At 31.7% G+C, this 16,033-nt stretch carries 15 protein-coding genes, 1 riboswitch and 1 other annotated feature; of the genes, 12 read left to right on the top strand and 3 right to left on the bottom strand.

Translation table 11 applies throughout. The annotated features are described in order from the left end of the window. Positions 1-18: 18 nt before the first annotated feature. The gene (locus tag MNO09_RS17350) at positions 19-699 is read right to left on the bottom strand and encodes an aspartate/glutamate racemase family protein (protein WP_000864386.1); all 681 of its coding nucleotides are present in this window, start codon (positions 697-699) and stop codon (positions 19-21) included. Positions 700-852: 153 nt separating this feature from the next. Continuing rightward, positions 853-968: riboswitch (SAM riboswitch) on the top strand. Positions 969-1,106: 138 nt separating this feature from the next. Between MNO09_RS17350 and MNO09_RS17345 the strand changes: the two genes are divergently transcribed. From MNO09_RS17345 to MNO09_RS17330, 4 genes are all read left to right on the top strand, one after another. Beyond that, entirely contained in the window at positions 1,107-1,655 is a 549-nt protein-coding gene (locus MNO09_RS17345; protein WP_001038205.1) for an ECF-type riboflavin transporter substrate-binding protein, read from the top strand. A 10-nt stretch (positions 1,656-1,665) separates the two neighbouring features. Continuing rightward, entirely contained in the window at positions 1,666-3,369 is a 1,704-nt protein-coding gene (locus tag MNO09_RS17340) for an ABC transporter ATP-binding protein (RefSeq protein WP_001182493.1), read from the top strand. Beyond that, a complete protein-coding gene (locus tag MNO09_RS17335; RefSeq protein WP_000287575.1) occupies positions 3,362-4,162 on the top strand; it encodes an energy-coupling factor transporter transmembrane component T family protein in 801 nt (266 codons plus the stop codon). The genes MNO09_RS17340 and MNO09_RS17335 overlap by 8 nt, the downstream gene beginning before the upstream one ends. Positions 4,163-4,297: 135 nt before the next feature. Continuing rightward, positions 4,298-4,405: a YjcZ family sporulation protein gene (locus tag MNO09_RS17330; RefSeq protein WP_000120182.1), complete on the top strand. Its 108-nt coding sequence runs from the start codon at positions 4,298-4,300 to the stop codon at positions 4,403-4,405. A gap of 92 nt (positions 4,406-4,497) precedes the next feature. On the opposite strand, the gene MNO09_RS17325 is transcribed toward MNO09_RS17330, so the two are convergent. Beyond that, positions 4,498-5,766, bottom strand: a complete 1,269-nt coding sequence (locus MNO09_RS17325; RefSeq protein WP_001012273.1) for a sensor histidine kinase — start codon at positions 5,764-5,766, stop codon at positions 4,498-4,500. An 85-nt stretch (positions 5,767-5,851) separates the two neighbouring features. Next, the gene (locus MNO09_RS17320) at positions 5,852-6,733 is read right to left on the bottom strand and encodes a protein kinase family protein (RefSeq protein ID WP_000651955.1); all 882 of its coding nucleotides are present in this window, start codon (positions 6,731-6,733) and stop codon (positions 5,852-5,854) included. Positions 6,734-6,860: 127 nt separating this feature from the next. Here MNO09_RS17320 and MNO09_RS17315 point away from each other — a divergent pair, with 127 nt between their 5' ends. The 8 genes from MNO09_RS17315 to MNO09_RS17280 all read left to right on the top strand — a co-directional run bounded on the left by MNO09_RS17315 (position 6,861) and on the right by MNO09_RS17280 (position 15,971). Next, the gene (locus MNO09_RS17315; protein WP_000437694.1) at positions 6,861-7,373 is read left to right on the top strand and encodes a GrpB family protein; all 513 of its coding nucleotides are present in this window, start codon (positions 6,861-6,863) and stop codon (positions 7,371-7,373) included. A gap of 171 nt (positions 7,374-7,544) precedes the next feature. Further along, entirely contained in the window at positions 7,545-8,534 is a 990-nt protein-coding gene (locus tag MNO09_RS17310; protein ID WP_000644541.1) for a zinc-binding dehydrogenase, read from the top strand. A 262-nt stretch (positions 8,535-8,796) separates the two neighbouring features. Continuing rightward, entirely contained in the window at positions 8,797-9,396 is a 600-nt protein-coding gene (locus MNO09_RS17305; protein ID WP_001110142.1) for an undecaprenyl-diphosphatase, read from the top strand. Positions 9,397-9,702: 306 nt separating this feature from the next. Next, positions 9,703-11,841, top strand: a complete 2,139-nt coding sequence (locus MNO09_RS17300) for a penicillin-binding protein (RefSeq protein ID WP_000549366.1) — start codon at positions 9,703-9,705, stop codon at positions 11,839-11,841. A gap of 176 nt (positions 11,842-12,017) precedes the next feature. Then, positions 12,018-12,276, top strand: a binding site (T-box leader). A gap of 65 nt (positions 12,277-12,341) precedes the next feature. After that, positions 12,342-13,580 (top strand): MFS transporter, encoded by a 1,239-nt coding sequence (locus MNO09_RS17295; protein WP_070168862.1) that lies wholly within the window; start codon positions 12,342-12,344, stop codon positions 13,578-13,580. A 105-nt stretch (positions 13,581-13,685) separates the two neighbouring features. Further along, on the top strand, positions 13,686-14,711 hold the full coding sequence (locus MNO09_RS17290) for a serine hydrolase domain-containing protein (RefSeq protein ID WP_088107268.1): 1,026 nt from the start codon (positions 13,686-13,688) through the stop codon (positions 14,709-14,711). Between the two features lie 206 nt (positions 14,712-14,917). Further along, positions 14,918-15,385 (top strand): DUF1453 family protein, encoded by a 468-nt coding sequence (locus MNO09_RS17285; protein ID WP_000353194.1) that lies wholly within the window; start codon positions 14,918-14,920, stop codon positions 15,383-15,385. A 79-nt stretch (positions 15,386-15,464) separates the two neighbouring features. After that, positions 15,465-15,971, top strand: a complete 507-nt coding sequence (locus tag MNO09_RS17280; protein ID WP_000576339.1) for a DUF3189 family protein — start codon at positions 15,465-15,467, stop codon at positions 15,969-15,971. The last annotated feature ends 62 nt before the right edge of the window (positions 15,972-16,033 follow it).

Genomic DNA, 16,033 nt, shown 5'->3' with positions numbered 1-16,033 from the left:
CGTTATGCTTTTATATTATTATCCTGCAAACTGCACAGCAGTATTTGCATGTAAAAAAGCGGTATCAAAAACAGGTACAGTAAGGTCGTTTTGGGAAATGAGCAATGGTATTTCAGTGCAGCCTAGCAATATACCTTCTGCGCCGTTTTGAATTAATGAGTTTGTAATTTGTAAAAGTTTTTCTTTTGATGTTTCTGAAATAATTCCTTTACTTAATTCATTTAAAATAACATGATGAATAAAATTTCTTTCCTCTTCATTTGGGATGATCGTCTCAATATTAAAATTTGTTAGACGTGATTTATAGAAGTCTTGTTCCATCGTTTGTTTCGTACCCAATAGTCCGATACGCTTTATATTCTGTTCTACCATTTCTTTAGCACTTACATCACCAATGTGAAGTAGTGGAATAGATATTGCATTTTCTACTTCTTCAGCAAATAAATGGACCGTATTGGAACACATTAATAAACAATCAGCTCCGGATTTTTCAACCTTTTTTGCAACTGTGACTAATTCGTTTTTCACTTCTTCATATTGATGATTTTGTAATAAAGTAGTTACTTCACCAAAGTCCATGCTATATAAAACAAGCTTTGCATTTTGATCATATTGAGAGAGTGTAAGTGTATTAATATGTTTATAGTATAACGATGTAGATTCCCAACTTAGTCCACCAATTAAACCGATTACTTTCATCGTACATTCCTCCCGTAACTATTTTGAATTCATTATTTCACAATTCCGATAAGAATACAATGGTTTAAACGTACCGTTAAACAAAAAATAAAAATAATTAGAAAAGTGTTGAAATTTATACTTATTAGTGCCATAATACGAATTACAAATTAATACTTATCCAGAGAGGTGGAGGGAACGGCCCTATGAAACCTCAGCAACCCCTATATAAATTTATAGGAAGGTGCTAATTCCGCAGAGGACACGATGTGTTTTTTGGAAGATAAGAGGATTCTTGAACGTGAAGAAAATGACCTCTTATGTAAGGGGTCATTTTTTGTTGTATAGAAAGGGAGTGTCGATGCATAATTCATTTTCAAAATAAATATAGAGTAATAAAAGTTGACTAATATGGGAGGGGAATTGTAATGAACAAATTATCAACAAAGTTAGTAGTAGCAATCGGAATTGGAGCAGCATTATACGGGATATTAGGACTTTGGGGATTTTCTATTGCACCAAATACATTTATTAAACCTGCATTAGCTATTTTAACCGTTTTTGGAGCGTTATTTGGTCCAGTAGCAGGACTTTTAATAGGACTTATCGGTCATACAGTAACAGATACAATCGCTGGATGGGGTATTTGGTGGGGTTGGGTTATAAGTTCAGGCATTATCGGCTTTGCAATGGGACTCATTCAAAAAAGAGTTAGCTTTAGTGTGAAAAACGGTATGTATAATAAGCGGGATATTTCTTATTTAGCCATTACTGGGTTAATTGGTATTGTCATTGCTATTATATTTGCTGGGGCATTCGATGTTATTGTGATGGGAGAACCATTTGACAAAATTGTTATACAAGTATTAGGAGCAACAATTGCTGATGTTATTGTATTTCTAGTTCTTGGATTGCCAATTACAATAGGTCTAGCTAAATCTAATAAGAAACATACACATTTAAAAATTGAAAAGTAGGGATGTTAACATGCAACCAATTATTTCTTTTGAACAATTCAGCTTTCAATATGAACATGCTGCGCAGCCTACTGTAAAAGACATTACATTTCATATATACCCTGGAGAAAAAGTACTAATTGCTGGACGAAGTGGTTCAGGGAAGTCAACTTTAGCTCATTGTATCAATGGGCTAATCCCCTTTTCTTATGGGGGGATTAGTACTGGTAATATTTTAATTGCCGGCAAAGATCCGAGGAAAGGCAGTGTTTTTGAACAGAGTAAACAGGTAGGAACAATTTTGCAAGATCAAGATGCTCAATTTATTGGTCTTACAGTAGAAGAAGATGTAGCTTTTTATTTAGAAAATGAATGTGTAAATCAAAATGAAATGAAAAAAATTGTTTCAGACTCATTAAAAAAGGTAAAGATGCATTCTTTTCATAAACAAAGTCCACATGAATTATCAGGAGGTCAAAAACAAACCGTTTCTCTAGCAGGGTTGTTAACAACGAATGCTGATATATTATTATTTGATGAACCTTTAGCGAATTTAGATCCTGTCAGTAGCTTACATACAATAGAACTTATTAAAGATATACATAAACAATATAATAAAACAATTGTAATTATTGAACATCGAATAGAAGAAATGTTAAATCTGGATTTAGATAAAATCATTTTAATGGATGAAGGGGAAATTGTTACGATAGGGACACCAGAAGAGATTTTTGCGTCAAATATATTACCATCTATCGGCTTAAGAGAGCCTATGTACATAGAAGTATTAAAGAAATTGCAGTTTGATGGTAATAATGACGTAATATACTACCCACTTGAAAATCTTCAAAGGGAAAGTGTTCGTAGCGTAATAGATGAGTGGATGGAGAAGCAAGTTTTTTGTAAAGGTACCCCTACAAAAAAAGAATTATTGAAAGTAGAGAATTTGTCATTCTCCTATTCTAATAAACAAAAAGTATTGGACAATGTAAATTTCTCAATATATGAAGGTGAAATTGTAGCACTTTTGGGCCATAATGGAGCTGGTAAATCAACATTAGCTCATAGTCTTATAGGCATAAACAAAACAAAAAATGATAGGATTGTATTTGATGAAGTAAATATCAATTCTTGGTCTATTCGTAAACGTGGTGAAGTTATATCTTATGTGATGCAAAATCCAAATCATATGATTACGCAACCTACTGTTATAGAAGAGGTTACATTTTCATTAAAATTAAAAAAGGTTTCAAATGAAGAAATTAAGCTTAGGGCGGAAGAAACATTAAAAATTTGTGGTTTGTATCCATTTCGTAATTGGCCAATTCAGGCATTAAGTTATGGACAAAAAAAGAGAGTAACGATTGCATCTGTACTAACAACAAATCCGAAACTTATCATTTTAGATGAACCGACAGCGGGACAAGATTATTATCATTATAAACAGTTTATGTCGTTTATTAAAAAACTAGCTGCAAAGGGAATATCTTTTATTTTTATCACACACGATATGAATCTCGCATTAGAATATGCAGACAGAGCAATCGTTTTACATGAAGGGGAAATTATTGCGAATAATACCTCGTCTATCGTATTAGGACATTCAGAAACGTTACAAAGAGCGAAACTTAGGGAAAGTTCATTATTCAAGTTAGTTAAATTTAGTGGGATTGCATACCCTGAAAGGTTTATAGAACTTTATTTTGAGGTTACTAGGAGGGAGGAACATGTATAGTACATACTTTCATCGTATGGATGGAGCAGTGAAATTGTTATTATTTATTTTTTGTATGACGCTTACTTTTTTGTTTCTTGATTTTCGCATATTGCTTATTGTTTTTATGATTGGCTGTATCGGACTTCTAGTTGCAAAAATTCCATTTCGTAAAATTTGTATTGTTTTTACTGTTATATTTACATTTAGTTTATTAAATTCTGTAATGATTTTATTTATTACACCAACTCATGGATCTGAATTAACCGAATCATATACTTCGTTTTTACATATCGGATATGCAACAATTACATGTGAAACATTATTTTATGCAGCTACACTTTCATTAAAATATTTTACGTTATTACCATTTACACTTATTTTTATATATACGACTGATCCAAGCAAATTTGTGAGTAGCTTAAGTAAATTTCGAATTCATTATAAGATTACATATGCAATAAATATTGCATTACGTTATATACCTGATATTCAGTCCGAATATAAAGTTATTAAACATGCGCAAGAGGCGAGAGGAGTAGCTTTTGAAAAAGGAGAAGCAAGTTTATGGATTCGTATGAAAAACCGTGTCTTAATTTTCTGGCCTTTAATTATCCATTCACTAGATAGAATCGATACAGTTTCAAATGCAATGGATTTAAGAGGATTTGGAAAGAAGAATACACGAACTTGGTTTTATACAAATAAAGCGAAAAGCGGGGATTTCATTGCTTTATTTGTAGGTGTTTTTATTTTAATTGTTGCAGTGTATTTAAAGTTACATGTATTTCAAAATTTTTGGTATCCATTTTAAAGCACTCTCAAATGAGTGCTTTTACTTATTTTTATGTAGACATGCTCAAAAAAGGGATATTTACATAATGTATAATACGAACCAGTTAAAATGATCAACTACCTATTAGTTTTCAAACCAAAAGGAGGAGAAAATATGAGTTACGGTGGTTCTTGTGGTTTTGGTGGAGGTTTCGCTTTATTAGTTGTGTTATTTATTTTATTAATTATCGTTGGATGCAGCTGCTGGGGCGGAGGGTACTAATTTCTAATTAGTCTCCACAAATGTAAACTTAAAAAACATAGAAGATACTTATGTATCGAAACAAATAAAAAAGGAGCATAATTGCTCCTTTTTTATTTGTTTTCAGATGAGTTGTTATTACATCTCGGCAATGTAATTGTCAAAGTTGTACCTTTATTAACAACGCTTCGGATTTTTAAACTACCTTGCATCGTTTCAATGATCTTAACAGCAACCATTGTACCTAAACCTGTACCTTTCGTTTTTGTACTAAAATATGGTTCACCAAATCGATTTATTTGATCTTGTGACATACCAATTCCGCTATCCTCAATTCGAATAATAACTTTATTATTACTAATAGATGAGGAGATATGTAAAGTACCACCATTAGGCATTGCTTCAATACCATTTTTTATTAAGTTTAAAAAACATTGTTGAAAGTGCTGTTTATTGCCTACAATTGTTGCCGTGGAAAAATCTTTTGTAATATGTATTGTATTCATATTGCATAATGGTAAGATCATATTAATAACTCGGTTCAACTCTTGTTCTACTGAAATATGATCTAATTTTTCTGAAGCAGGTTTGGCAAACGTTAAATAATCATCAATAATTCCTTGTGCACGATGTAACTCTTCAAGTATATGTTCAATATACTCATCTCTTGATTCTGGAGTTAAATTAGGTGTTTTTAAAAGTTGAGTAAATCCTTTTACGACAGTTAAGGGATTTCTTACTTCGTGCGATATACTAGCAGCAAGTTGGCTAACAATCTCCATTTTTTCCATTTTAATCATCTTCGATCGCATACATACTGCATCTTTTAAAACTTCATTAAAATAAATGACAAACAACATCAAAATAGTTGGTAATATTATGAAATAAATAATGTACAAATTATTCACTTCAAAATCTGATAAAGTTAATACAATTACAGTTGTAAATATTGCTAGAAAAAATGTTAAAAACATTCCATAAGCTACTTTAATTTTTCTATTATACTTATTAAATTTTGCGGATGCGAATGCTGTAACGATAAACATTGTGCCATAAACTAGTATTGTTAACATACTAAATCCATAAAATAAAAATCTTGTAATTAATAAAATAGCAAACAAAATGATACCAACAGGGAAGCCACCATAAAGTGTGCCTATTATAACTGGTATTTGTCTTAAATCATGAATACAATTTTCATCCATATAGATTGGATAGCGCATACATAAAATAAGAGGGATAATCGTACAAAGGATAATAAGTAGTTTTTTATATTTCTTTAAATAGCGTCCGCTATCATATATAAAATAAAAAATAAATATGCTACTTAAAATGTAAAGAAGATTATTTAATACGTTTTGATTAATATAAACAAAGTTCATAATATTTTCCTCGTTATTTTGAATTTCCATTTTATATGTATTATACATGATTATAGTAGAAACTTTATGTTTTTAATAATATGGGTTATATCTTTTCAGTATTTGCTACGTTTATCCACTCTTCATAAAATACTTTAACTGATTCATATCGTTCAGCTCGGCTTTCATTTACAGCACGATACGCTATTTCATATAAATCCCTACTTGCTTCCCATTTTGTAAAGGAACGATCTTTTCCACCTCCTAAAATTTCGAAAGCCATCGCCCCCATATTAAATACATTTGTTCTTGCATCAATCATAGCGTTTAGCTCAAATTCTTCAGGAGACATAAAACGCGAGGAACCCCATAATCTTCCCATTTTATTCACGTATGGTTTTTTAGAATATAAATCAATATCACAAATCTTCGTCTCATTTGTATGGAAGTTATATAAAATACTACCGTCATAAAAATCTATTGCTACATAGTTTTCCTTTTCGACATATGTATGGAAAGAAAACATAGAATTTAAGGATTGAATTCGCTCCAAAACAGATAAATGCTTATATTTATAATAAGGAGAGTTTGGATTTTTATATTTCTCAGGTGGCGGGAAACTCCAATGTGAATGAAGACATTCGCCATCAAACCAATCAAAAATTAAGACATATCCAAATTGAACGGGAAAATGTTCAATTAATTGTATAAGTGATTCATGCTTTAATTCTTCATATAAGGAAACTGAATTTTTTAATCTATCAATTGCATCGCCGGTCTTTCCGTTATATGCAATTGTATGTGCTCCTGCATATTTAATAAATTTCTTATGTCCATCTTTTTCTACACCAAAAGATAGATTTCCTGAATCTTGCTGGTCAAAAACCGCAAATACGGTTCCTAATTTCATAAGCCAATCAAAATTAGTATGTTTCTTTAATTGGAATGTTACTTGATTTAATTGAATTTCAACTGGAATATCTTTCATAATATACCTCACATTTATTATAATTAAGTTGTATATTTCAGTATTCGACATATTTTGTAAAAATCCTATGTTAATCACATGAAATTTTATAAATATAATAATAAACACTTATAAGAGGGTGAACAATATGGAACAACAAATCGTTATTAAACCATATCAAAAAGATTGGTATGAAGAGTATGTAATAGAAAAAGAGAAATTTATTTCATTATTTGGAGCAGAATGTATTGCTATTCAGCACATAGGGAGCACATCTGTACAAGGATTAGGAGCGAAACCTCTAATTGATATGATGATTGGCGTAACGGATTTACAAATTACTGAAAAGTGGATTGAAGATTTATTAAAGATTGGATATGAGTATGTTCCAAAAGAAACACCTAATCGACGTTTTTTTAGAAAGGGAAAATGGAGAGCTGGTACCCATCATTTGCATGTTTATATTTATAATAGTGACGAATGGAAAAACAATCTTTTATTTCGAGACTTTCTAATAAAACATGAATGGGCACGTAAAGAATATAGAGAATTAAAAGAGAAACTTGCAGCTACATATCCTTTTGATCGTGTTTCGTATACAAAGGAAAAGGCACCGTTTATTCAAAGAATTTTAGAATTGGCCAAAACTCAAAAAAATTAAAATTACAGATTCTTATCTGAAAAATTTTAAAAACCCCTTCCTACGTTATTTATAGGGAGGGATTTGTTCTTTTGTTATAACGATATACTTTATTTCTAATTATTGGAGACGGATTATTTTATTTATTTCGATATTTCTAGTATATTGAAAATATTAAGGGGGAATTAAACAATGAAAGCTATTGTACATCAATATAAAAAAGGGGTAGAAGGATTAGAATATAAATTTTCATCTGAAACAAATCCTAATGCCGGTGAAGTAAAAGTAAAGTTAAAAGCTGCAGGATTAAATCATAGGGATTTATTTATTATAAACAATAGAAAAGAAATGGAGCTGCCGTTAGTAATAGGGTCAGATGGTTCAGGAATTGTTACAGAAATCGGAGAAGGTGTTTCAAATAATTTATTAAATAGCGAGGTTATTATAAATCCTAGCATTGGATGGGAAAATATTGCCGAAGTACCAGATTTACCAGAGGTTTTAGGTGGACCGAAAAATGGAACGTTTGCTGAATATGTTATTGTGCCAGCTGAAAATGTAGTGGCAAAACCGTCATATCTTACTTGGGAAGAGTCTGGGGTTTTATCTTTATCGGCACTAACTGCATATAGAGCACTTTTTACAAAGGGTAGATTAAAGTGTGGAGAACATGTTTTAATTCCGGGGATAGGCGGCGGTGTAGCGACATTTGCCATGTTATTTGCAAAAGCAATTGGTGCAAAAGTAAGTGTTACTTCAAGGGTAGAGAGTAAAAGAAAGTTTGCCGAAACATATGGCGCAGACTTTTCTTTTAATAGTTCTGGAAATTGGGAAGAGAGTTTACGCGGAGAGAAAGTAGATTTAATAATTGATAGTATAGGTCCAGCAACATTCTTACAATATTTTGATGTATTAAAACCAAATGGGAGAATTGTTAATTTTGGTGCTAGCTCAGGAGATAAAATTGAATTACCTTTACGAGCATTATTTTATAATCAAATCGATATTATGGGGACATCTATGGGGAGCCGTGAGGAATTTAATGAAATGATTAAGTTTATAGAGAAATATAAAATTAAACCAATTATTGATAAAGTTTATTCGTTAAAAGAAGCCATTCAAGCGTTAAGCCGTATGGAACAGAGCGAACAGTTCGGTAATATCGCTCTACGTATGGAATAAAAATATGATTTAATAACCTATGTTTTTATATGGTTATGTTTTGTAATATATAAACTTATAGTTTGTGAATCATTCGATTTAAAAGGTTTTTTCCACCCTATATATTTTTAATACATGTAAATAGTTACATAATTGTCAAATGAAAAATAGTAAAATGAATAAAGTGAAAATCTAAATGTGTGTAAATGTTGTATACTGTGTAAATCAAGTAAACTTGTAACTTAATTTCAAGTAAAACAAGAAATTGTAAGGAGAGAGTAATGTGAATTACACAGTATTTCAATGGATAAACAATTTAGCAGGTACATCTGCGCTCTTAGATAAGGCAATGATTGCTATTACAAATAGCGCTGCATATGTGGCTATTCTATTCATGTTTATCTTATGGTTTCATAACGGAAAGAAAGAGAATGCGATAAGAAAACAATATACAGTGTTGTATACGACACTTTCAGTAATAATTGCATTACTAGTAAATGTTTTTATTCATGTAGTATATTATCATCCACGTCCTTTTGTAGCATATGATGTGAATCAATTAGTACCTCATGCAGAAAACTCATCCTTTGTTAGTGATCATTCTGTACTTGTATTATCGATTGCATTCATTTTTATTCTTAGAGGAGAAAAGTTAAGATATATTGCACTTTTATGGGCGGTTTTAGTTTGTATATCACGTTTGTATGTAGGTGTTCATTTTCCTTTAGATGTAATGGGTGCAGCTGTAATAACAAGTATTATAAGCAGTTTATTGTTGCAGAAAAAACGTATATTTGAACCAATCGCAAAACTTGTTTTCAAAATGTACGCACTCGCAGCGAAACGAATTCCTTTTCTAAAGAAGTATAACCATGTAGGTTAAATTTCATAACTAGCATTTTATATATTGAAAACCCTCCTTTGGAAATTGAAAGGAGGGTTTTTGTATACAAGTGAATAGATTACTTGCAAAAAGAATTTGAGTGTTATGCAGCAAGATTAAAAGAATGAATATTCTTAAATTTCACGTACTGTATTTTAAGTGTTTAAATAAATTAACAATAACCAGTTTCACATTGTTTTAAAGGAATTGATAAGAAAACTTCGAAACATATAGTATCGAAAACAAAAATTACATATTTTAAAGCGCATCTTTGCATGTATAAATTAATAAAGAAAGGAGATAAACATGCATAAACTTCAAACGAATAAAGGCGCGCGGTATTTTATGGTTACTTTTATTGTGTTATTTCTTATTATGCTTTTGCGTTTTTTCTATATTCAGGCAGTAGGAGTCCTGCATAATGTGGATGTAAAGGATCTAGCAAATGAACAACATAATAAAAATGGTGTTTTAGAAGCAAATCGTGGCACGATTTATGATCAAACTGGAAAAGTGCTAGTCCAAGATTCCACAACGTATCGTGTTGTTGTGAATTTGAAAGGGAAAGATATAGTGAAAAACAAAGATGAAACTGCTCAACGATTAGCTGATGCGCTTGAAATTGATAAAGAGGACGTATTAAAAAATTTTCATGAGGGACGTACGCAAGTTGAAATTGGAAAAGTTGGTCGGAATTTATCTAGAGAAGTGAAGGAAAAAATAAAACAATTAAAAATCCCGGGTGTATCCTTTATGTCAGAGAAAGCAAGAGTATATCCAAATGAAGATTTTGCATCCTATATACTTGGTTTTGCTAGACCAGATGATAAAGGAAATACAGAAGGAAAATTTGGACTTGAAAAAAGTCTAGATAAATATTTGCGCTCTACAAATGGGAAAATAGAATATGTGGGCACGCAAGGGGGTATTCCGCTTACGAATGATATAGGAAAAGTAGAAGCCGCTAAAAATGGAAATAATGTATACCTTACGCTTGATAAACAAATTAATGGTTTTTTAGAAGAAGCAATGAACAAGGCACAAGAACACTATGATCCTTCTATGTTAGTAGGAATCATAGCGGATCCAAAGACAGGAAAAGTTTTAGCGATGTCTAGTAAACCTAGTTTTAACCCCAATAAAGGTGATATCGAGTACTTTTTAAATGATCCAATCGCAAATGCATACGAACCCGGTTCAACAATGAAAATATTTACGTTAGCTGCTGCAATAAATGAAGGGGTATATAACGGGAAAGAATATTTCCAATCTGGAAAATATTCAGTTGGTTCATCTGATATAAAAGATCATAACGGTGGGTTTGGATGGGGATCTATTACATTTGATGAAGGCTTTGAAAGATCATCAAACGTAGCTTTTTCTATTTTAGAAGATAAGTTATTAAAACCGGATAAATTTAAGCAATATATGAATAAATTTGGATTCAACCAAAAAACTGGAATAGATTTACCTGGCGAAAGTAAAAACACATTATTATTAAATACACAAATTCAACAAGTCACAACTTCTTTCGGACAAGGTTCTACAGTAACTCCCATTCAATTAATCCAAGCAGCTACTGCTATAGCAAATGACGGAAAAATGATGCAACCATATATCGTTGACAAAGTTGTAAATCCCACAAACAAACAAGTTATTATGGAAAATCAACCGAAAGAAATTGGGAATCCGATAAAAAAAGAGACAGCGGACGAGGTAAGGAATTTAATGGAGCGTGTTATTACGTCATCAAAAGGTACTGGTACAATGTATAAAGTGGATGGTTATCCAATAGGAGGTAAGACCGGAACAGCGCAAATTCCGAATCCTGAAAATGGACGATATATGGAAGGGAAAGAAAATTATATTTTTTCATTTTTAGGTATGGCTCCGATTGATGACCCAGAGTTAATTGTATACTTAGCTATTAAACAGCCAAAGTTAAAGGGAGACGAGTATGGAGCTCAGCCGCTTGCTGAAATATTTAAACCAGTTGTGAAAAATAGCCTTGAATATTTAAAGGTGAAACCATATACAGAAAAACAAATGGCAGATGCAACGAAACGATCCCAATTAAAAGTACAAAACTATGTCAATCAATCAATGGATACAGTAGAGAATAGTGTGAAAAAAGAGAAGCTCCAACCGATAATTTTAGGCGAAGGAAAAATAATAAAACAATATCCGCAATCTGGTGAAGTAATGAGTGAAGGGGATCGTATATTTTTATTAGGGAAGAACGCAATAATGCCAAATTTACAAGGTTGGTCAATGCGTGATGTTATGTATTTCTCTAAATTATTAAAATTAGATTTAAAAACTACAGGTACGGGCTATGTAACGAGTCAGAGCATTGAAAAGGGACAAGATATACAAGAAGGCGATGCATTAATCCTAGAATTGGAACCACCGTTACAACCGCTAGCAGAGGCGAATACAAACTAATTCGGACAAAGTGAAGGGTCTATATATAATAGGCTCTTTTTTTATAGATTTAAGTAATTTCACGCACCGTAATTTTTTGGAAAAATAATAAATAAGAGAATAAACAGTGACATGTCCGTAAATATCTGATTATTTTATATTTACAGTTAAATTAATTTGTGATAATATGGAAAAAATCAAATGCAGTGAAGAGAAGAGTAAATAAAATGAATTTTTCACAGAGAGCTCTATTTAGCTGAAAAGGAGCAAAAATTCTTTATTGAACCAAGCCTCTGAGCAGCACATCGGAACCTTTTATTAGGGGATAGTGTGACGGGAGCTCCCGTTATAGAGCTATGGTATAAGCATGAAATAGAATGCAGTACCTGATAAGGTTAATATGGCGACATATTAACAAACTAGGGTGGCACCGCGATGATAAATCTCGTCCCTAAGACTAAAAGTCTTGGGGGTGGGATTTTTTTATTGATTCAAAACAATTTGGAAAGCGGGGGCCTAAAATGAAAAACTTACTTAAAGATTGGAAATATCCTTTATTACTACTGTCTGGAGTTGGTATTGCGAATTTAGGGGCATGGATTTACTTAATAGCACTGAATGTACTTGTCTATAATATGGGAGGCTCAGCCTTAGCTGTTGCTACTTTATATGTAATTAAACCATTAGCCGCTTTATTTACAAACGCATGGTCAGGAAGTATGATTGATCGTTTAAATAAACGGAAGTTAATGATTCACCTTGATATATATCGTGCGGTATTTATCGCTATTTTACCTTTACTTCCATCACTTTGGATTGTTTATGTATTCGTATTCTTTATAAGTATGGCCAATGCAATTTATGAGCCAACTGCTATGACGTATATGACGAAATTGGTTCCAGTTGAGCAAAGACAACGTTTCAACTCATTACGTAGTTTAATAGGATCTGGTGCATCTTTAATTGGTCCAGCGATAGCGGGCTTATTGTTAATAGCAAGTACATCGGAGTTTGCTATATATATAAATGCTATAGCATTTCTCTTATCAGGAGTAATTACATTACTGTTACCTAATCTTGATAAAAAATCCGATATTACTACGTCAAATGACAAGTTATCTTTAGCTGTACTAAAAAAAGATTGGAACATCGTTTTAAATTTCAGTAAGAAATCTTTATATATCGTTTTTGTGTACTTTTTATTTCAAGGGATGATGGTTTTAGTTGCCGCCACTGATTCACTTGAATTGTCATTTGCGAAAGAAGTTTTATTGTTAACAGATAGCGAATATGGCTTTTTAGTTAGTATCGCTGGAGCAGGGTTTATTTTAGGAGCCATAACAAATACAATTTTATCAAAACAATTAACACCTTCATTTTTAATTGGAATAGGATCATTATTCATCGCAATCGGTTATTTAATTTATGCTTTTTCAAATGAATTTTTAATAGCGACAATCGGATTCTTTATTTTATCTTTCTCTATGGCATATGCCAATACGGGATTTTATACCTTTTATCAAAATAATATACCTGTCCATATTATGGGACGGATTGGGAGTATATATGGGCTCGTTATTGCGGTCATAACCATTTTGATTACGATTCTATTCGGAGTTGCAACTCAATTTATTTCTATACAACTTGTAGTTATTATAGGATCATCAATCATGTTCCTTATAACTATCATATTGTGTGTGTTTATTTTATTGCCATCACAGTCTAAAGTGCATTCCTCTGAGTCAATCAATTCGAAATAGTTCTCTTAGTTTAAATCGTATGGTGTTCAATAGGAGGGTTCTCCCTCCTATATATGGAAATATAAGAAAGGTGAACAATATTGATAAACAAGGGTGGTTTTTGTAATGAAAACAAAAGATCAAATAGACAGCATTGTAAAAGAAATACATCGGCATATAGATTACTCTGGGGTAATTTTAGTGAAAGAAGAAAAAGGCTTAGTCTATGAAGAGGCGTTTGGTTACGCAAATCGAAATGAATGTATAAACAATACGCTACAAACAAAGTTCGGGATTGCCTCCGGTTGTAAAATATTCACTGCTATCGGTATCTGTCAACTTGTTGAAAAAGGTGTAATTACTTTTCAAACAAAGTTAAAAGAGTGTTTAAGTATTAAATTTCCAAACTTTAATGAAGATATTACAATACATCACCTTTTGACGCATAGTTCGGGTATTCCGGATTATTTCGATGAAAGTATTTTGGATAACTTTGAGGATCTTTGGAAAGAAACTCCTATGTATCTATTAAAAAGTTTAAAAGATTTTTTACCATTATTCCAAAGCAGAAGTATGATGTTTGCACCTGGAAGTAAATTTCACTACAACAATGCAGGTTTTATCATACTGGGATTAATAATCGAAGAACAGACAGGACTTAAATTTACGGAGTATATAGAAAAAAACATATTTAAACCAATTGGTATTAATGATTCTGGCTATTTTTCTTTAGATACATTACCAAGGTACACAGCTCTTGGATATATAAAAGATGAAACTAACCAAAATTGGAGAACAAACATCTACTCTATACCAATAATAGGAGGCTCTGATGGTGGTGCTTTTATTACTGCGCCAGACATGCTGAAGTTCTGGGAAGCGTTATTTAACTTTGAAATCATAAGCCGAGAATATACAAAAATACTTTTAACTCCTCATATTCAAGTAAATAATAATCAGTCTTACGGATATGGAATATGGATTGAAACAAGAGAAAACGAAATATTCAAATATCATGTAATGGGATATGATCCAGGCGTCAGTTTTCGCTCGGCCGTATATCCAGGCTTAGGAATTACAGTAGTTATTCCATCAAATAAAGGAGCGGGTCCTGAAAAGATAATGAAAGAATTAGAAAACTCTTTTTCATAAGGTTAAAAGAGTTTATGAACGCATTAATAAATGTAAAAAAGACGTACTATTTATTTGTACGTCTTTTTTGCATAAACAATGCTTAAAACTGATGGGAAATCACATTCTATATTTTATAATTTTTATTAGCTAGTTTATTTAAAGTATGGAATGAAAAGAAGCGAATATAATTTTCAAATGTAAACAAGTAAATAGGAGGACTCTAAATGGATATTCTATTTGTTATTCTACTTGTTGTTTTTATAATGATATTAATGCAAGGTAAAGAATATAAAGTGAATATTAATCGTATTTGGTTCATTCCGACTTTGCTGTGCTTTGCGACAATCCAGTCTATTATTCATATGGGACAATTAACTATATTGAAAGTATTACTATTCGTTGTAATGCTGGGGATTGGATTGGGCCTTGGAATGATTAGGGGAAAAGTTTTAACATTTCGATTAGATAGTGAAACAGGTCATGTATTACGAAAAGGAAATTGGTTAAGTACAATTATTCTACTTGCCATTCTAGGTACGAAGGTTTTGATTAAACAAAGTATGTTTTCTAGCAGTACTCACTATACATTAATGGTTGTAACAAATACCTTTTTATGTATCACATTAGGTACTGTAATTAGTAAACGATATTATATTTGGAAAAAATATAATGAATTAATACAAAAAACATGAAAGTATTCATCCATTGTTTAACAGCGCCGTGAACGGTAATACTAAATAACATTGAACATTTATAACAAGGGATGATAATATGATATTCATTTACACAGATTTCGGCGGAACGCATTCAACTTCACTTGCTGCAGCTTATCATTTAAATAAATTACCAACGGATCGTAAGTTAACGAAAGAAGAAATTTTGAATGTAGATTACTTTAATAAATTGAAAACAGAAGATATGGGGAAAATTATTTTTCATGGAATAGACGAAAATGGTAATCCAGTATATACAATTGGATGCGGCGCATCAAAAGTTGTTGTACCTGCGATGAAACATTTAGGAGAGATTTTGCAAAAACATTATCAAAGTCATGAAAAGATTATTTTTTCTAATACATCACCAACAGTGCCTTTACCAATGACTTTCGGTGGCCTGTTTTCTAGAAGATTTCACATCGACTTCATCGGCGTACCGTTACTCGTATGGGGAGCGAAACTTTGCTGTGATAACGTACAAAGACTTGTTAGTTATACGAAAGAAGCTGGCCGATTGACAAATGATTATGTTGTAATTTTAGATAATGAAACTTTTAAATAATGCATAAAAAGAAGAAAATCGGGCAAATACTTCGGTTTTCTTCTTTTTATGGTGAAAATGAC

It is taken from the genome of Bacillus sp. N5-665, assembly GCF_022637375.2.
GTDB classification, from domain to species: domain Bacteria; phylum Bacillota; class Bacilli; order Bacillales; family Bacillaceae_G; genus Bacillus_A; species Bacillus_A wiedmannii.
Note: the sequence above shows the minus strand (reverse complement) of the source record. Positions and strands in the feature narration are given on the sequence as shown.